This window comes from Caloramator sp. mosi_1, from assembly GCF_028622835.1.
In the GTDB taxonomy this organism is placed as follows: Bacteria; Bacillota; Clostridia; order Clostridiales; family Caloramatoraceae; genus Thermobrachium.
In genome coordinates this window covers 1-19,215 of the sequence record NZ_CP117677.1, presented here as the reverse complement: position 1 = coordinate 19,215, position 19,215 = coordinate 1, and the positions used below count along the sequence as shown (strand labels likewise).

The window sequence follows — 19,215 nt, the reverse complement described above, 5'->3', positions numbered from 1 at the left end:
ATTCCCCCTCTTTAATAATTTCAATTTGGTTTAAATTTTTAGAGTTTCTATGTTGTCGTGATTTCCTGGAATTATAAATAGAGATTTATTTGTATACTTGGTTAATTCATTAACAAAATTACAGGCATACCTTGAATATTCATTTAATTTATTAGGATATAACTCCAATTTTATATTATCCACAATATCCCCAGTATGTACTATATATTTTGGAGATATTTTTTAACTAATTTAATAATTGAAGGATATATATTAGATGGTGTATCGCTAATATGTAGGATAATATTTTTCCTATCTAAAAGATTGGTTGGAACATAAATTTTCCCTGATAAAAAATACAGGACATTTATGAACTGTTTCATTTTAACACCTGCTTTAGATATCCTAAAACTTATATAAAATTATAATTAGATTTTATAACCTTAAGAATAGTAATTCAACTTAAAAATAATTAAGAAATTTAAAGATTTTATGTTTAATGTTTATAAACACAACAAAAGCTTTTATAAAAATATCACATTTAAAAAACTACACAAAAAGTGAACAAAAAAATTAAAAAATATGTTGACTTTTGTCTAATATGATGATATATTATTTCTTGTGCCAGAGATATGGCCCCTTGGTCAAGTGGTTAAGACACCACCCTTTCACGGTGGTAACAGGGGTTCGAATCCCTAGGGGTCACCAATTTAATATGGAGAGGTGGTCGAGTTGGTTTAAGGCACCGGTCTTGAAAACCGGCGTGGGGGTAACTCCACCGTGGGTTCGAATCCCACCCTCTCCGCCAAAAGTGCCACCCAGGTGAAATGTGAAATGAACCATTCTTTTCCAGATTCACTTTTCACCTGGGTGGCACTTTAGTTATGTAAAGTATTCTACTTCTGCCTTTGGAAACCTTCGCTTTATCTCAGATATCATAAATTCCTTCATATCTGTAGATATATCCTTTTTATAAACATATTTATATACTCCATAGGGTCCCCATTTTTGTTGTCTGTTTTCCATAGAAAAATCTATTTCTGTGTTTGGAAAACGTGCTAATATCGTATCCATTGCCTTTGTTGTAAACCTATGTTGAATAAGTTCAAATGTTATTTCTGCATCGTCTGGGTTCTTTATTTTTCCCTAAGCATATCAAGTAGTTCAGCATATTCCTTTTTGTAGTTTTCATAATAGTATATAGGTGCTATTATAAACCCTAAGGGATATCCTGCATCATAAATCTTTTGTGCAGCCTCAAGCCTGTCCTTTAAGGGGCTTACATTAAATTCAAATTTATCTATTACATATTTTGAGTTAATGCTAAATCGTATTTTTGTATGTTTTTTATGTTCTATATTAAGTAGAGTATCTATATAGGCAAATTTTGTTACAAGCCTTAATCGTCCATATTCTTGATTTGCAAAAACTCAATTGCCTTCTTTACTGAGCCAGTTAAGTGCTCAACTGATAAGGGATCGCTGGTGCTGGCAAGTTCAAAGGATGTAATTTTAGGTTTGTTTTGGTTTATGTATTTTTCGTTGTTTTGTAAAATTTCTTCAACATTTGCATATACTCTTGCAAAGGGTTTTATATTTGGGTTAGACTGTAAATAGCAGTACTGACAGCTTGCAGGGCATCCTGTTACAAGCGGGAATTGGTAATCGGCAGAAGGTCTACAGCTATCAAGCTTCATACTTTTTTAATTGAAACTACCAGGGAACTTTTAGCATAGGCATAATACTCCTTTATGTCGTTAAAATCCTTTTCAAAACTTACTGATTTATTTTCCACAAAAACAGGTATATTGAGTTCTTTAAGTTTATTATAGATATATTTTCCAGTAGGATAATCAAGGGTTTTAGGCTCAAAAAGGCACGTTTAGGATAAAAAGCATTGAAATTACCTCCTTTATATTTAGAATAAATAAAAATAATAAAATTATGTATCAAAGAGGTGAATTAAATGAGTAGAGTATTTGCGGTAAAATGTGATGATTACCAGAGGGAAAATGTTTATAGGGCAGTTGATGAGATGATTAAGTTATATGGTGGTATTGATAATATAGCAAAAAAGGGTGAGACAGTATTTTTAAAAATTAATTTGGTTATAAAAAAGCATCCAGATGAGGCAGCAACAACACATCCTATGGTTATAGAAGCGGTTAGCAAAAGGCTTGTTGAAAATGGTTGTAGAGTAATAATTGGAGATAGCCCAGGTGGACCCTACAACGAAAAGGTACTTAGAGGTTTTTATAAGGTGTGTGGTATAGAGGAGGCTGCTAAAAATAGTGGGGCTGAATTAAACTATGATTGTACATATAGTGATTATAAGACTCCACAAGGCTGTGTTTCTAAAGTTTTAACGATGATTAACCCACCCTTTAAATGTGATAAGATAATCACTATTTCAAAACTTAAGACCCACAGTATGGCGGTTTATACAGGTGCAGTTAAGGTGTTGTTTGGAATGATACCTGGGGTTTTAAAGGTTGAATACCACTTTAAAATGCCTGAGATATATGATTTTTCAAATCTTCTTGTTGATATTTGTGAAACAGTAAAACCTTCTTTTTCTATAATAGACGGTATTGTTGCAATGGAGGGGATGGCCCTACTGCAGGTGTTCCTAAGAATGTTGGACTTCTTTTAGCATCAGAAAATCCCTATGAATTAGATGTGTGTGGTGCTCACCTTATGGGACTTAAGGTAGATGATGTTCCAACAATTAAAAGAAGTTTAGAGAGAGGAATTATAAAGGGTGGAATAGAAACAATTGATATAATAGGCGAAGATATAAATAAATATGTTTCTAATTTTAAAGTACCAAAGATTAGAAGTGTAAACTTCTTTAGAGGAAGAGTACCAAAGAGAGTAGAAGATTTTCTAACCTTCTATTTATCACCAAGACCTGAATTTTCAAAGGATATTTGTGTAAAGTGTGGTGTGTGCATTGAAAGTTGTCCACCTAAGGCTTTAAAGATGGGAGATAGTATTCCAACTATTGATTATAAAAAGTGTATAAGGTGTTTCTGCTGTCACGAGCTTTGTCCTAAGAAGGCAATAAATATAAAAAGACCTTGGATTTTAAGTAGGATATTTAAATAAAAAGTGCTGTGGATTTATATCCATAGCACTTTTTATTTATGTTATGCACCCTTTGACATATTTTTCTTTGCCATCATAATTTCATCTGCCTTTTCTCCCCAAGCCTTTGCATATTCTTGAAGCTTGTCTGCAAGTTCATCCACTGTTTCATCATCGTTTACCTGAGTAGAGAAGGCACCAGATTCTTTTACCATTTTTCTTAATGCATCTGGGTTATCTATCATTGGGCAAGGTCTTAGAAGATTATCATTAAATGGTTGATTTCTTCTGTACGCCATAAACAATGGTGATTGTAAAACTTCTAATAGGCTGTGATCCTTTATATTCATATTAGAGTAGTGTATGAAGGCACAGGGTTCACAATCTCCATTTGCATTAATATGGAAATATCTTCTTCCTCCAGCAATACATCCATTGGAAAATTCTCCATCATTCCAAAAGTCAAGAACGAATATAGGCTCAGTTGCTCTAATCTCGTTTATTCTTCTATACATATATTCTCTTTGTTCAATTGTTGCCATAAAGTTTACATCGCTGTCACTTCCAACAGGAACGTAGGTAAAGTACCAGCCAAATCTACATCCCTTCTGTACCATTAAATCTATATATTCCTTTGAAGCAACAACTTCTGTGTTATATCTATGATAGCAGGTTGAAAAACCAAATATACAACCGTGGTCTCTTAAAATGTCCATAGCCCTCATAACAGCATCAAAACAACCTTCACCACGTCTCATATCAGTTTCTTCTCTGAATCCTTCAACGCTAAATGCAAGTGCAAAGTTTCCAACCCTTTGCATTTCCTTTGCAAAGTCTTCATCTACTAATGTTCCATTTGTAAAGGATAAGAAGGCACATTCGTTGTGTTTTTCACAAAGTTTTATAATATCATCTTTTCTCATAAGTGGTTCTCCACCTGAGAAGATATACATATATATTCCAAGCTCTTTTCCTTCAGTTACCACCCTATCTAAATCTTCAAAGGAAAGATTCCAGGGCTTGTACTCACCAGCCCAGCATCCTTTACACTTAAGATTGCAGGCAGATGTTGGATCTATAAGTATTGCCCAAGGTATATTGCAGTCATATTTCTTTTCATTTTCAAGCTGAACAGGAATACCAAACATTGTTGCATTTAAAAAGTAATTTATTCCAACTTTTTCTCTAACATTAGGGTGTATTTCTGTTAATAGCTTATAGGTGTATTTATACCAGTTGCTGTTGGGGTCATCTAAATACTTTTTAATGTTAGCTATATATTTTTGTCCTGTTCTCTTATTGCTATTTTTTCTCCCCACCTAATAATCTTTGGTATATTTTTTCTGGTTCCTTCAAAATGTACTTAACAGCTTCTTTTATTGCAGCTTCACCCAGTCTTGTTCTTGCTAAATTCATTTAAACCCTCCCACTTTTTACTATTCAATATATATTAAATAAAATTAAGAATTATAACTTCTATAACCATTATTATATCACTTAATATTATAAATGGTTTAATTTAGCAGTTAAATTAACATAAAAATTATACTGACTGGTCACTAAAATTAATTTTACTCAAAAATATTCTTAAACAGTCTGTTTTAAGTTAAATTTTATTTACTTTTTTTTAGACTCTTGGTATAATAAAAAGTATATATGTAGTTTTGGAGGGATAGCATTGAATCTTAATATAGTTTTATATCAGCCAGAAATACCCTATAATACAGGAAACATAGGAAGAACTTGCGTTTTAACAAATTCAAGACTACATCTTATCAAGCCACTTGGTTTTTTAATTGATGATAAGCATTTAAAAAGAGCAGGAATGGACTATTGGAAGCTTGTCGATGTTGTTTACTATGAAAGTTTTGAACATTTTTTAGAAGTTAATAAGGGTGCAAGAATATTTTTGTCAACAACTAAAGCAGATAAGCTGTATACGGAGGTTCAATACAAACAGGGTGATTTTATAATGTTTGGTAGAGAGTCTTCGGGGTTCCAGATAGCGTTAGAGAGAAGTTTAAAGATACTTTAATAAGAATACCTATGGTAGAAACAACAGAAAGATCACTAAATTTATCTAATACAGTATCTATTGTTGCGTATGAAGCGTTACGACAAATAGGATTTCCTAATATGAAATAATGGAGGGGTATGATGAATAAAATAGCTATAGTTGTAGATAGTACTGCAGATATTCCAAAGGAGCTTGTGAAAAAGTATAATATCAGAGTTATTCCTTTAACGGTATCTTATAAAGACAGAACCTACTATGATGGTGTAGATCTAAAAATAGATGATCTACTTAAGATGCTTGACGAAGGAGAGGAACTTCCAAAGACTTCTCAAGTTAATCCTGCAAGATTTAGTGATGAATACAAAAACTTCTTGATGAAGGATACAAAATAATTTCAATTCATATATCATCAAACTTAAGTGGTACTTATCAATCAGCCCTTATTGCAAAGGATATGCTTGAAACAGAGGATGTATATGTTGTGGATTCAAGAACAGTAAGCTTTGGTACAGGTATGCTTGCTTTAAAGGCAGCAAAAATGGTAGAAGAAGGAAAAGATATAGAAGAAATCTACAATACACTAAATGAACTTGCACCAAAATCAAGGGTAGCATTTGCATTGGATAAGTTAGAATACCTTAAAAAGGGTGGAAGACTATCAGGTGCTCAAGCAGCTATTGGTACACTTTTAAACATTAAGCCTATAATTTATATTACTGAAGGAAGACTTGAAATATTAGATAAAACAAGAGGAATGAAGAAGGCCTTAACAAGAATGATAAAATATGTTCAAGAGGAAGGCTTTGAAAAGGATGAACTATTTGCAGTAGGAACTGTAAGAGACTTTGAAAATTTAGCTGAATTTGAAAATATGGTTAGAAGTGAGCTTGGTGTTGATGAGTATCTTCTTGCAGAGGTTGGAACAGTAGTTGCAACATACTCAGGCCCAGGAGTTATTGGAATATGGTTTTATAAAAAATAATATGATAACACGGCTATGGTTATGAAATTGCCCCTTGAAGGAATGCCAAGGAAATCCTTCAAGGGGCTTATCTTATATTGACTTTTTCAACAGCCATAACACCCCAATAGGGGTGTTATTTGTTTTTATAATTCAAACTATTCAAAAATAAATAGCAAAATTGCTATAATTTAGGTATAATGAAAATAGGAAGTAAATATTCTGGATGAAGCAAATAGGAGAGACCCAAAAGGGCGCCGAAGGGGTAAGTAAAGCTTGCCAAGTTTTATGATACTCTCAGGCAAAAGTACTATTTGTGGACAGAACTCTGTGAAGGCAGAGGATGTAGGCAACTACATCCTTTTTTATTTTTATAATAGCTTTTATATCTATATAAACACTTTAGCATTACGTAAAGTCAATTCCTATGAATTAAAAGAGGTGGAGGATTTGAAACTAAAACCAGTTATAGTAACTAATAATCCCTTAACTAAAGCAAGTTTAGAAACTAAATATGAAGTAATATTTAACCCAGATGCATCTTTGTTAGATATTTTAATAACAGTAAGAGATTATGTTCACAAAGGCCACAGACTATTAACCCACCCTTTGATGGGAAGTATAAAACCAAACCAGACGCCCTATAAATCTGTCGCAGTATCAAGGCAGTGCTTTGATGAGATAGATTTAATGAGCCTTAACATAATAGAAGATAGTATTTTAAAGGCAGAACAGCTTATTAAAAGCAAAAAACACCTATTTATAATCACAGAGTTCTTGAGGATTTTAGTCTAATTGATTTTGATTTAATAAAAAATGCATTAAATTGAAAGGGAGTGATAGGATGAGTCATATTTATGACATTGTAATAATAGGAGGAGGGCCAGCAGGCTTATCAGCAGGACTTTATGCATCAAGAGCAAAACTTGACGTATTAGTAATTGAAAAAGAAAAGTTTGGTGGTCAGGCTGCAACAACTGCAGAACTTGAAAACTACCCAGGTTCAATTGAAAATTGTACAGGTCCAGCTTTAGTTGAAAGGATGAGAAAACAGGCAGAGGAGTTTGGTACAACCTTTGCAAAGTATGAAATAGTAGAGGTGGATTTTTTGATGATATCAAAATATTAAAGGGAAGAAAGGAAGAATACAGATCAAAGGCTGTTATCATAGCAACAGGTGCCGAATACAGGCTGGCAGGATTTAAAAATGAAATTGAACTTAGAGGTAGAGGGGTTTCCTACTGTGCTACCTGTGATGCAGATTTCTTTGAAGGTTTAGATGTTGCAGTTATAGGTGGTGGAGATAGTGCAATAACTGAGGCACTTTACTTAACAAAGTTTGCCGAAACAGTAACTATTATTCATAGAAGAGATTCTTTAAGGGCTGCTAAATCACTACAGGAAAAGGCCTTTAACAATCCAAAGATAAAGTTTATTTGGGATACAGTAGTAGAGGAAGCAAAGGGAGATGAAATATTAGAGAGCCTTGTATTAAGAAATGTAAAGACAGGAGAGATTAGTGAACTTGCTGTTAATGGAGTTTTTGTTTTTGTTGGACTTGAACCCAAAAGTGAGCTTTTTAAGGGTAAAGTTGAAATGGATGATAGAGGCTATATATTAACAGATAGAAATATGAAGACAAATGTTGAAGGTGTATTTGCAGCAGGTGATGTAGTTCAAAAATCACTAAGACAGGTTATAACTGCAGCAGCCGATGGAGCAGTTGCTGCTGTTGCTGCAGAGGAATATATCAATGAAAAATTTAATTAATAGGAGGGAAAGTATGTTAGAGGTTAATAAGGACAATTTTGAAGTTGAAGTTTTAAATTACACTGAAAAGCCAGTTTTTGTTGATTACTGGGGAGATAAGTGCCAAAAATGCATTGAACTTATGCCAGATGTTCACAAGCTTGAAGAAAAATATGGAGATAAGATTAAGTTCTGCAGCTTAAATACAAGTCAAAATAGAAGACTTGCAATAGCTCAGAAGGTATTAGGACTTCCAACAATGATTATGTATGTTAATGGGGAAAAGGCAGAAACTCTAACACCAGATAAAATCAACACAGTTGAAGATATTGAAAATATGATTAAAAGTTCTGTGAATAAGTGAGACAAGGTCTCCTTATTTAAATAAAAAATGAAAAATATTCATTAAAGTACAAACTATAGGGGGTGAAGGTATTGCGACTTGAGCTTGGAAAAATATTTATCAAGGATGTTCAGTTTTCAGATGTGACAAAGGTTGAAAAGGGTGTTTTGTACATCAACAAAGAAGAACTTCTTAAGGAAGTATCAGGGGATGAGAGATTAAAAGCATAGATGTAGAAATTGCAAGACCTGGTGAAGAGATAAGAATCATCCCTGTAAAGGATGTAATTGAACCAAGAGTAAAGGTTGAGGGAAAAGGAGGTATTTTCCCAGGATTTATTTCAAAGGTTGATACAGTAGGCTCAGGTAGAACTCACATATTAAAAGGAGCAGCAGTAGTAACAACTGGAAAAATAGTTGGTTTCCAAGAAGGTATAATAGATATGACAGGCGAAGGTGCAAAATATACTCCATTTTCTAAAACAAATAATGTTGTTTTGGTATGTGAACCAGTTGACAATCTTCCACAGCACGAACATGAAGAGGCTGTTAGGATGGTAGGTTTTAAGGCTGCCTGCTATCTTGGAAGGGCTGGTAAAGATGTAGAACCAGATGAAATTAAGGTTTATGAAACGCTTCCTCTTCTTGAACAAGTAAAGATGTATCCAAGTCTACCAAAGGTTGTTTATGTTTATATGCTTCAAAGCCAGGGACTTTTACACGACACCTATGTATATGGGGTTGATGCAAAGAAGATTATTCCAACATTTATTTATCCTACAGAGGTATTTGATGGTGCAATTGTAAGTGGAAACTGTGTTTCTGCCTGTGACAAAATCCAACCTATGTTCATATGAACAACCCAATTATAGAAGACTTATATGAAAGACACGGAAAAGATATTAATTTTATAGGTTGCATAATAACAAATGAAAATGTTTATCTTGCAGACAAGGAAAGGTCATCCAATTACACAGCTAAACTTGTTGAATTCATAGGTGCAGATGCAGCAATAATTTCAGAAGAAGGATTTGGAAATCCTGATGCAGACCTTGTAATGAACTGTAATAAGATTGAAGAAAAGGGAATTAAAACGGTACTTGTAACTGATGAATATGCAGGAAGAGATGGAGCTTCACAATCCCTTGCAGATTCAACTCCAAAGGGAGATGCAGTTGTAACTGCGGGAAATGCTAATGAAGTTATTCTACTTCCACCTATGAAAAGATTATTGGACACCCAGAGGCTGCAAATATTATAGCTGGTGGATATGCAGGCTCACTAAAAGAAGATGGTTCAATAGAGGCAGAAATTCAGGTTATTACTGGTGCAACCAGTGAAGTTGGATTTGGTTATTTATCAGCAAAAGGATTTTAAAGGGGTAATACTATGATATTAAAGGGAAGAAAGGTTATAGCAATAGGAGATAGAGATGGTATTCCAGGACCTGCAATTGAAGAATGTGCAAAGAGTGCAGGGGCAGAAGTTGTTTTTGCTTCTACAGAATGCTTTGTTTGAACTGCTGCAGGTGCAATGGATCTGGAGATCCAACAAAGAGTTAAGGATTTAACTGAAAAATATGGTGCTGAAAATGTTGTTGTACTACTTGGTGGTGCAGAGGCTGAGGCAGCTGGCTTATCTGCAGAAACAGTTACAGCAGGAGACCCAACCTATGCAGGACCATTAGCTGGTGTACCATTAGGACTTAGAGTATATCACATTCTTGAGGAAGAGATTAAAAATGAATGTGATCCAACTGTTTATGATGAACAGTGTGGAATGATGGAAATGGTTCTTGATGTTGAGGCAATTTCTAATGAAGTACGTTCTATGAGAGAAATGTACAGTCAATATAAAGATTGACACTGGGGAGGTGGGAGTAGATGATTAAGGTTGTTCACTATTTAAATCAGTTTTTGGACAGATAGGTGGAGAAGATAAGGCCCATATTGAACCCTTTGTGAAGGAAGGATTTGTAGGACCAGGGATGGCACTTAATGCGGCTTTTAAAGGACAGGCACAGATAGTAGCAACAATAATATGTGGTGATTCCTACTATGCTGAAAATGAGGAAAAGGCAAAAATACTATTCTTGAGATGATAAAAAAATATGAGCCAGACTTATTCATAGCTGGTCCAGCCTTTAATGCAGGAAGATATGGAAATGCTTGTGGAAGCATCTGTAAATATGTTAAAGAAAATTTAAACATACCTGTTTTAACTGGTATGTATATAGAAAACCCAGGTGTTGATCTTTATAAAAGGGATATTTATATAATTTCCACAAAGGATAGTGCAGTAGGTATGAGGGATGCCATACCGAAGATGGCTTCTCTTGCATTAAAACTTATAAATAAGGAAGAAATAGGAAGCCCTGAAAAGGAAGGATATATAGAAAGAGGAATCAGAATAAACTATTTTGCAGCAGAGAGAGGTTCAAAAAGAGCTGTTGATATGCTCATAAAAAGATAAAGGGAGAGAAATTTGATACAGAGTTTAAAATGCCTGATTTTGATAGAGTAGCTCCAAATCCTCCAATAGTTGATATCGAAAATGCAAAGATAGCTCTTGTAACATCTGGTGGTATTGTTCCAAAGGGAAACCCTGATAAGATCGAATCTTCAAGTGCATCAAAATTTGGAAAATACGATATTGAAGGTGTATATGATTTAACAAATGAAACCTATGAAACAGCTCACGGAGGATATGACCCAGTATATGCTAATAAAGATGCAGACAGGGTTTTACCTGTAGATGTATTAAGGGAATTAGAAAAAGAGGGAAAAATAGGTTCGCTCCACAGATATTATTATTCAACAGTAGGAAATGGAACAGCTGTTGCAAATGCTAAAAAGTTTGGTCAAAAATTGCAGAGGAGCTTATAAAGGATGGTGTGCAGGCTGTAATTTTAACCTCTACTTGAGGTACTTGTACTCGTTGCGGTGCAACGATGGTAAAGGAAATTGAAAGGGCAGGATTGCCTGTAGTTCATATGTGTACAATTGTTCCAATTTCAAAAACTGTAGGTGCAAATAGAATAGTTCCAACAGTCGCAATACCTCACCCACTTGGAAATCCAAATCTATCCTATGAAGATGAAAAGGCATTAAGGAGAAAACTTGTAGAAAAGGCATTGAAGGCACTACAAACTCCAATTGAAGAACAAACAGTTTTTGAATAAAAAATAAGTTCCGTTTAGGTTTATCCTAAACGGAACTTATTAAAAAGCAATTTAATTTATGGGAGGTAATTTTATGTATCCTGTTATAAGGGGAGTTAGTTATGTTTTAGTTCATACTCCTGATATGGTTTTACACAATGGTACTACACAAATACTTGAAAGGGAGACAAACCCCGATTCGGAATATTTAAAGGTTATTAGAAATCATTTAAGAAGCTACGATGATGTAGTTGCATATCCAGTTAATCAAACCTACATAGGAAATATAGAACCAGAAGAATTAGCAAATCTTGAAAGACCCTGGTTTAATAAAAAAGTTGAAGAGGCAAGTAGATATGGAAGATTTGGAGAAATAATGCCTGAAGATGAGTTTTATGGACTTATGAAGGTTTGTGATGTTTTTGATTTAGTAAAATTAGAGAAGAACTTTACACAAGAATTAAAGATAAAGTTTGAAAATAATAAGTACTTAGTTGAACTGTCTAAAAGACTTAAAGAAGGCTATGAAAAGGATGAAATTGATAAATTAGTTGAAGATGGAGTTGCAGAAGGTTTATATTTAAATGATAAATTGGTAGGCTGTGTTAAAAGGGCCCACGAATATGATATAAATCTTTCTGCCCACGTAATAACAGAAAATTTAGCAGTTAAGGCCTCAGGTGTTTTAGCAGCACTTCATATTATGGAAAAGGCAAATATAAATAGAGAGGAAATAGATTATATAATCGAGTGTTCAGAGGAAGCCTGTGGAGATATGAATCAAAGAGGCGGAGGAAACTTTGCAAAGGCAATAGGGGAAATTGCAGGTTTGAAAAATGCAACAGGTTGTGATGTGAGAGGTTTTTGTGCAGGTCCTGCCCACGCATTGTTATATGCCTCAACTCTTGTTCAATCTAAGGTGTTTAAAAATGTTCTTGTTGTTGCAGGTGGTGCTACTGCAAAGCTTGGAATGAATGGACGCGACCACGTTAAAAGGGAATGCCTATAATGGAGGATGTTTTAGGAGGTTTTGCTATTTTAGTTTCTGAAAATGATGGAATAAATCCAGTGATCAGGACAGATTCAGTTGGAAAACACTCAATAGGTGCTGGTGCTTCACCTCAGGCTGTAATTGAGGCTATAGTTGCTATGCCTCTTGAAAAACTTAATTTAAAATTTACTGATGTTGATAAATATGCACCTGAGATGCAAAATCCTGAAGTTACTGAACCTGCTGGTGCTGGAGATGTTCCAACTCAGAATTATAAAATGATTGCGGCACTTGCTGTTAAAAGGGACAGCTTGAAAGAAGTCAAATAAATGATTTTGTTAAAAAACACGGATATGTTGGATATGCACCAACACAGGGACACGTTCCTTCAGGAGTTCCTATACTTGGATTTGCAAGGGAGAAGATGTTAAAGGGAGAAATGAATAGGGTTATGCTGGTTGGAAAGGGAAGTTTATTCCTTGCCAGAATGACAAACCTCTTTGATGGATTATCATATTTAATTGAAAAAATCCAGGATATAAAGAGGATAAAAGGGAGGAAATCACTAAGGATGAAGTTAAAAGATGGTAGCAGAGGCTCTTAAGGATTTTGCTTCCCACTTACTTGATGAATAAGGGGTGGTTATATGACTCAAAATGTAAAAAAATAGTAGCTGAAGTATTTAATGATATAGCAGATATTTTAGAAAAGGGCTCCTATGAAAATAAGATAAAAATAGGATTAACTACATTAGGAAGTGAACTTGGCGAAGAGGAAATTATTAAGGCAGCACAGCTTGCTAAAAATAAATATAGTGACTTTGAAGTAGTTTTAATAGGTCCAAATGAAGTTGAAGGATTTACCTGCTTTAGGGCAGATACTGAAGATGAGAGTCATAAAATAATGGAAAAACTTTTAGATGAAGGAATTATAAAGGGATGTGTAACACTTCATTACAATTTTCCAGTTGGTGTTTCAACTGTAGGAAGAATAATAACACCATCTAAGGGCAAGGAAGTATTTATTGCAACAACTACTGGTACATCAGCTGTTGATAGAGTTGAAGCTATGGTTAAAAATGCAATTTATGGAATAATAGCAGCAAAGGCCTGTGGCATAAAAAGACCAAAGCTTGGGATACTAAATATTGAAGGTGCAAAACAGGTAGAAAAGATTTTACTTGAATTTAAAAATAGGGGTTTAATATTGATTTTTGTTCATCCATTCGAAGTGATGGAGGCTTTATATTAAGAGGTAATGATATTTTAGCTGGTTCTGCAGATGTTATTGTAACAGATTCTCTTACAGGAAATGTACTAATGAAAATATTTTCAGCATATACGACAGGTGGAGAATATGAAGCATTAGGCTATGGCTATGGACCAGGAGTGGGTGAAGGCTATAAAAGATTGATAAATATAATCTCAAGAGCATCAGGTGCACCTGTTATTTGTGAGGCTTTAAGGTATTGTGCAACCTGTGCTAAAAATGAAATTTTTAAAATAGCAGAAGAAGAGTTTAAAGGGTTAAAATCTATAAATTTAAATGATATTTTTGCAAAATTTAAAAAGGTGAATGAAAAAAACTATGAAGATGTAGAGTGTCCTGCTAAAAAGGTGGTAACATCAACCATACCAGGAGTAGATATTTTACAACTTGAAGATGCAGTGAAAAGCCTCTGGAAAGAAGGAATTTATGCAGAAAGTGGTATGGGTTGTACAGGGCCTGTGGTTATGGTAGCAGACGATGATTTAGATAGGGCGTGTTATATTTTAAAGAAATGTAACTTAATATAAAGGGGCAATTGCCCCTTAAATATTAAAATTCGACAATTTGCGACATTCGTTAAAGTTTTAAATTATTATTTTTTGAAAAAATTTAAATAACATATTGAAATTATACAAAAGTTATCGTATATTATTATATGCAGGGTAATGTGATAAAGTTAAATAAAATTATGATAAAATATATTTTTGCAACTTTTAAATAGTATAGCACAATACGACTTAGAATTGGAAGAGATAGAAAATGTGACAATTTAAAATAATTTTCTGAAAAAAATAATTGGTAAATATTTAATTTAATTAATCTTTTACATAATGGGTTCGTTATAAAATTGTATCCTTTTAGGAATATTAAAAATATAAACACCAAAAAAGAAGGGGAAAAAATATGAAAATGAAAAAAGCACTTGCCCTTGTTCTTTCAGCATCATTAATAGCTGGTGTATTTGCTGGCTGTGCAAAGAAGGAAGGAGGAGAACAAGGAACACAACCAAAGTCAAATGTAAAGATAGGTATGGTTACAGACCAAGGAGGTCTTGGTGACAAGTCCTTCAATGACTCAACTTATGAAGGTCTTAAGAGAATTGAAAAGGACTTTGGAGTAAAGCCTGATGTTCTTCAATCAAAACAACAAGAAAACTATGAACCAAACTTAACTCAACTTGGACAAAGAGATGATTTAACATTTGCAATTGGTTTCTTAATGGAAGGTTCATTAAAGAATGTTGCTCAAAAATGCCAGATAAGAAGTTTGCTATAATTGACGCAGTTGTTGATCTACCAAACGTAATGTCAATAACATTTAAAGAAGAAGAAGGTTCATTCCTAATGGGTGTAATTGCTGGTAAGATGACAAAGACTAATAAGGTTGGTTTCATCGGTGGTATAGATATGCCACTTATCCAAAAGTTTGAAGCTGGTTTTGTAGCAGGAGTTAAGGCGGTAAATCCACAAGCTGCAGAAGGCTTAATGAACAGAACTACAGTTAAGTATGCTGGTAGCTTTACAGATTCAAATAAAGGATATGAATTAGCAAAGGCTCTTTACAATGATGGATGTGACGTTGTTTACCACGCATCAGGTGCAGTTGGACTTGGACTATTTAAGGCAGCAAAGGAAATGAAGAAGTGGGCAATTGGTGTTGACCAAGACCAAGCTGAAACAGCACCAGACTTTAAGGATGTAATTCTTTCATCAATGATAAAGAGAGTTGACGTTGGTACTTACACTGCTTCAAAGAACCTAATTGAAGGAAACTTCAAGGCTGGACATATGGTTCTTGGACTTAAGGAAGATGGTGTAGGATATGCACCAACAACTAAGAACAACACACCAGCAGACGTTATAGCATTAGTTGACAAGTATGCACAAGCTATTAAGGATGGAAAGATAACAGTTCCAGAAAAATTAGAAGACGTTAAGAATTTTACAGCTCCAGCAGTTGAGTAATTAAATATAAAGCTAGATGCCGCCGCATCTAGCTTTTTAACCAAAAGAAGGGAGGAAAATAAATGCAAAAAGTTGTTGAAATGAAGGGGATTACAAAGGTTTTCCCAGGTGTTAGAGCAAATGATGATGTAAACTTTGAGCTACTTAAGGTAGAAATACACGTTTTGCTTGGCGAAAATGGAGCTGGAAAGACAACTTTAATGAATATCCTATACGGACTTTATCAACCAGATGCTGGAGAGATATTTGTAAATGGACAAAAGGTAAATATAAAAAGTCCAGGGGATGCTATAAAGCTTGGAATAGGAATGGTGCATCAGCACTTTATGCTTGTACACAACTTTACAGTTGCTGAAAACATTGTGCTTGGAGCAGAACCTAAAAAGGGTATAAAAATAGATATGCAAAAAGCAATAAAGGATACTGAAGAGATAGCAAAGAGATATGGATTTAAAATAGATCCTAATGCAGTTATAGAGGATATTACAGTTGGACAACAACAAAAGGTTGAAATTTTAAAAGCTTTATATAGAGGTGCTGATATTCTTATACTTGATGAGCCAACAGCAGTTTTAACACCTCAAGAAATAGAAGAGCTGGGGGTTATTTTAAAGAACTTGGTTAAAGAGGGTAAATCAATAATATTAATTACACACAAATTAAAAGAAGTTATGGCTATGAGCGATAGGGTTACAATCGTAAGAAGGGGAAAGGTTATAGATACAGTATATACAAAGGATACTAACATAGATGAACTTGCAGAAATGATGGTAGGTAGAAAAGTTAATCTTGTTGTTGAAAAGAGTGAAGCTAAACCTGGTAAGGTAGTATTAAAGCTTGAAAATGTTTCAGCCCTTGATCACAGAAGACTTCCAGCAGTTAAAGGGGTTAATTTAGAGGTTAGAGCTGGAGAAATAGTAGGTATAGCCGGTGTAGATGGAAATGGTCAAACTGAACTTATTGAGGTAATAACTGGTCTTAGAAAACCAACCGATGGCAGGGTTTATATAAATGACAAAGATGTAACAGGAAAGACTCCAAGGGATGTAATAGAAGCAGGAGTTGGACATATTCCTGAAGATAGACACAAACGTGGTCTTGTATTAAAGTACTCATTATATGAAAATGCAGTTTTAGGAAATCATTATAAACTTCCTTTTGCAAAGGGAATAATGATGAATTACAACAAAATAAAGGAATATGCAAGAAAATTAATTGACGAGTTTGATGTTAGAACTCCAAATGAAGAGGTTTTTGCATCAGCTCTATCAGGTGGTAACCAACAAAAGTTTATTGCTGCAAGAGAAATAAACAAAGATCCAGAACTTATTATTGCAGCTCAGCCAACACGTGGCATCGACGTTGGTGCGATTGAATATATACACAAGAGGCTTGTAGAGGAAAGAGATAAGGGAAGAGCAATCCTACTTGTATCACTTGAACTTGATGAAATATTAGCATTATCCGACAGAATAGCTGTAATATACGATGGACAAATAGTTGATATATTAGATGCTAAGAGTGCAACAGAACACGAGCTTGGAATACTAATGGCAGGCGGCACTCTTAAGAAGCAGGCGTAAGGAGGTATAAAAATGGCAAATAAGAATACGACCTCTAACAAGCTAAAGGCAGCTTTGAGTACACTTATTTTCCCAATAATATCAATAATAATAGCTATGTTTATTGCAGTTTTCTTTGTAATGTGGGCAGAAGGAGAAAATTTCTTTGTAGCAACAGCAACACTTTTCCAAGCAATATGGGAAGGTAGCTTCGGAACAAGCTTTAGTATTGTAGAGACATTAGTTTTCGTAACACCATTATTATTTACAGGTCTTGCAAATGCAGTTGCCTTTAAGACAGGTCTTTTCAATATAGGTGTTGAGGGACAGTTCATAATGGGAATATTTGCGGCAGCTGCGATAGGGTTAATACCAGGTTTACCAGCAATAATTCACGTTCCATTAGTTTTAATCGGTGGAATGCTTGCTGGTGCTTTATGGGCAGCAATACCTGGTTTCCTAAAGGCAAAGGTTGGAACTAACGAAGTTATAAATACAATTATGATGAACTTTATTGCTATGTTCTTTGTAAACTATATGATTATGGGACCTTTAAATGCTCCAGGAAAGGCAACTACTCCACTTATTCAAGATTCAGCAAAACTATGGAGATTTTTAGGGAAACAAATAGAATTAATATTGGGTTATTTATAGGAATTCTTTTAGTTGCATTAGTTTATGTTTTATTATGGAAGACTACAATTGGATACGAACTAAGAGCAGTTGGATTAAATCCACACGCTGCAGAATATGGTGGTATAGATATTAAAAAGAATATAATTCTTGCAATGGCAATTTCAGGTGCAATAGCAGGACTGGGTGGTGCAGTTCACGTTGCAGGTATTCAATATCAAGCAATACAGCTATTTGGCTTTACTGGATTTGGTTTTGATGGTATAGCAGTTGCACTACTTGGAAAGAGTCATCCAGTAGGCGTACTTCTTTCAGCTACACTATTTGGTGCACTTAATAGTAGTTCACTAAATCTACAGCTTGCAAATATTCCAAAGGATATAGTGTACCTAATACAAGCTATAATTATAATATTCGTTGCAGCAGATTACATCTACAAATGGATTGGAGAAAAGAGAAAGAAGGAGGCGATGATAAATGGCTAATGGAAGCATACCAGTTGTTGTAGCACTACTTGCTGCTACATTCCGTCTTGCGACGCCTCTTATCTTTGCAGCATTAGGTGGTGTTATTTCAGAACGCTCAGGTGTTGTTAATATAGGTCTTGAAGGTATAATGATAGTTGGTGCATTCTTTGCAGTTTATGGTTCAAGTTTAACAGGAAATCCTTGGGTAGGACTACTGTTTGCAGTAGTATCAGGTGCACTTGTTGCAGCTATCCACGCAGTTTTAAGTATAAATCTTAAGGCAGACCAAACTGTATCTGGTGTTGCAATTAACCTATTTGCAGGTGCATTGACAAGCTTTTTAATCTTTAAATTATTTGGAAGACAAGGTCAAACAGATGGTGTTGCAGCTCTTCCATATCCAACGGAAGCGATGGCTAAAATACCAGTTATTGGACCATTCCTATCAGAGCTTAACTGGTTTGTGTTTATGGCTATAATACTTGTATTTGTTGTACATTATGTACTATACTATACACCACTTGGACTTAGAATAAGAGCGGTTGGAGAACATCCAAAGGCAGCAGACACATTGGGTATAAATGTTTATAAAATAAGATATCTATGTGTTATTATGTCAGGTGTATTTGCAGGTCTTGGTGGTGCAACATTATCAATAGGTGTTATGAACTTATTCAGAGAAGGTATGGTAAGTGGTAGAGGTTTCATAGCACTTGCTGCTATGATATTTGGTAACTGGAAACCATTTGGTGCAATGGGGGCTTCTTTCTTATTTGCTTTTGCTCAAGCCTTTGAAATACTTGCACAGAAGTTTGGTTGGGCACTTCCAACAGAAGCATACCTTGCTTTCCCATACATCTTAACTATGCTTGCACTTGCAGGATTTGTTGGAAAAACAACTCCACCAGCAGCAGATGGAGTTCCATACAACAAGGGAGAAAGATAAAAAGGAGGCGTTCTGCCTCTTTTTTATTTTTATTATTTAATCTATCTAATAAAATGTGTTATAATATTTATATAATTCTTAATATAATG

Annotated in this window: 10 protein-coding genes, 2 tRNA genes, 10 pseudogenes and 1 riboswitch; of the genes and pseudogenes, 18 read left to right on the top strand and 4 right to left on the bottom strand. The window is 34.5% G+C overall.

Features of this window, described 5'->3' with window-relative positions:
* Positions 1-30 precede the first annotated feature (30 nt).
* Positions 31-204 (bottom strand): metallophosphoesterase, encoded by a 174-nt coding sequence (locus tag PL321_RS00115; protein ID WP_273964308.1) that lies wholly within the window; start codon positions 202-204, stop codon positions 31-33.
* Positions 205-613: 409 nt separating this feature from the next.
* Between PL321_RS00115 and PL321_RS00110 the strand changes: the two genes are divergently transcribed.
* Both PL321_RS00110 and PL321_RS00105 read left to right on the top strand, forming a co-directional pair.
* Positions 614-687, top strand: a tRNA-Glu gene (locus PL321_RS00110).
* 9 nt (positions 688-696) lie between these two features.
* Positions 697-787, top strand: a tRNA-Ser gene (locus PL321_RS00105).
* Positions 788-861: 74 nt separating this feature from the next.
* Here PL321_RS00105 and PL321_RS00100 read toward each other — a convergent pair.
* A complete protein-coding gene (locus PL321_RS00100; protein WP_337961010.1) occupies positions 862-1,119 on the bottom strand; it encodes a spore photoproduct lyase family protein in 258 nt (85 codons plus the stop codon).
* Positions 1,116-1,675, bottom strand: a pseudogene (locus PL321_RS20585) (radical SAM protein). Before PL321_RS20585 ends, PL321_RS00100 begins: the two are co-directional and overlap by 4 nt.
* A gap of 269 nt (positions 1,676-1,944) precedes the next feature.
* Between PL321_RS20585 and PL321_RS00090 the strand changes: the two are divergent.
* A complete protein-coding gene (locus PL321_RS00090; protein WP_273963038.1) occupies positions 1,945-2,631 on the top strand; it encodes a DUF362 domain-containing protein in 687 nt (228 codons plus the stop codon).
* A 44-nt stretch (positions 2,632-2,675) separates the two neighbouring features.
* Positions 2,676-3,086 carry a 4Fe-4S binding protein gene (locus PL321_RS00085; RefSeq protein WP_273963037.1) on the top strand — a complete coding sequence of 137 codons (411 nt, stop codon included), beginning with the start codon at positions 2,676-2,678 and terminating at the stop codon, positions 3,084-3,086.
* Between the two features lie 41 nt (positions 3,087-3,127).
* Here the strand turns inward: PL321_RS00085 and PL321_RS00080 are convergent, their stop codons facing one another.
* Positions 3,128-4,384 (bottom strand): radical SAM protein, encoded by a 1,257-nt coding sequence (locus PL321_RS00080; RefSeq protein ID WP_273963036.1) that lies wholly within the window; start codon positions 4,382-4,384, stop codon positions 3,128-3,130.
* A 359-nt stretch (positions 4,385-4,743) separates the two neighbouring features.
* Here PL321_RS00080 and trmL point away from each other — a divergent pair.
* From trmL to PL321_RS00005, 14 genes and pseudogenes are all read left to right on the top strand, one after another.
* Positions 4,744-5,210 (top strand): annotated as a pseudogene (gene trmL / locus PL321_RS00075) (tRNA (uridine(34)/cytosine(34)/5-carboxymethylaminomethyluridine(34)-2'-O)-methyltransferase TrmL).
* Positions 5,211-5,219: 9 nt separating this feature from the next.
* A pseudogene (locus tag PL321_RS00065) lies at positions 5,220-6,064 on the top strand (DegV family protein).
* 205 nt (positions 6,065-6,269) lie between these two features.
* A riboswitch (glycine riboswitch) is annotated at positions 6,270-6,366 on the top strand.
* Positions 6,367-6,493: 127 nt separating this feature from the next.
* Positions 6,494-6,838, top strand: a complete 345-nt coding sequence (locus tag PL321_RS00060; RefSeq protein ID WP_273963034.1) for a GrdX family protein — start codon at positions 6,494-6,496, stop codon at positions 6,836-6,838.
* 49 nt (positions 6,839-6,887) lie between these two features.
* Positions 6,888-7,813, top strand: a pseudogene (trxB, locus tag PL321_RS00055) (thioredoxin-disulfide reductase).
* A 13-nt stretch (positions 7,814-7,826) separates the two neighbouring features.
* Positions 7,827-8,156, top strand: coding sequence for a thioredoxin TrxA (trxA, locus tag PL321_RS00050; protein ID WP_273963033.1), 330 nt, complete (start codon positions 7,827-7,829; stop codon positions 8,154-8,156).
* 71 nt (positions 8,157-8,227) lie between these two features.
* A pseudogene (locus PL321_RS00045) lies at positions 8,228-9,511 on the top strand (glycine/sarcosine/betaine reductase component B subunit).
* Positions 9,512-9,523: 12 nt separating this feature from the next.
* Positions 9,524-9,997 carry a glycine/sarcosine/betaine reductase complex selenoprotein A gene (gene grdA / locus PL321_RS00040; protein ID WP_084106493.1) on the top strand — a complete coding sequence of 158 codons (474 nt, stop codon included), beginning with the start codon at positions 9,524-9,526 and terminating at the stop codon, positions 9,995-9,997.
* 20 nt (positions 9,998-10,017) lie between these two features.
* A pseudogene (grdB, locus tag PL321_RS00035) lies at positions 10,018-11,315 on the top strand (glycine reductase complex selenoprotein B).
* Positions 11,316-11,388: 73 nt separating this feature from the next.
* Positions 11,389-12,920, top strand: a pseudogene (gene grdC / locus PL321_RS00030) (glycine/sarcosine/betaine reductase complex component C subunit beta).
* Positions 12,913-14,081 (top strand): annotated as a pseudogene (gene grdD, locus PL321_RS00025) (glycine/sarcosine/betaine reductase complex component C subunit alpha). Before grdC ends, grdD begins: the two co-directional pseudogenes overlap by 8 nt.
* A gap of 376 nt (positions 14,082-14,457) precedes the next feature.
* Positions 14,458-15,518: pseudogene (locus PL321_RS00020) on the top strand (BMP family lipoprotein).
* A gap of 62 nt (positions 15,519-15,580) precedes the next feature.
* Positions 15,581-17,101, top strand: coding sequence for an ABC transporter ATP-binding protein (locus PL321_RS00015; RefSeq protein WP_273963032.1), 1,521 nt, complete (start codon positions 15,581-15,583; stop codon positions 17,099-17,101).
* 12 nt (positions 17,102-17,113) lie between these two features.
* Positions 17,114-18,198: pseudogene (locus PL321_RS00010) on the top strand (ABC transporter permease).
* A complete protein-coding gene (locus tag PL321_RS00005) occupies positions 18,191-19,126 on the top strand; it encodes an ABC transporter permease (RefSeq protein WP_273963031.1) in 936 nt (311 codons plus the stop codon). Before PL321_RS00010 ends, PL321_RS00005 begins: the two are co-directional and overlap by 8 nt.
* The last annotated feature ends 89 nt before the right edge of the window (positions 19,127-19,215 follow it).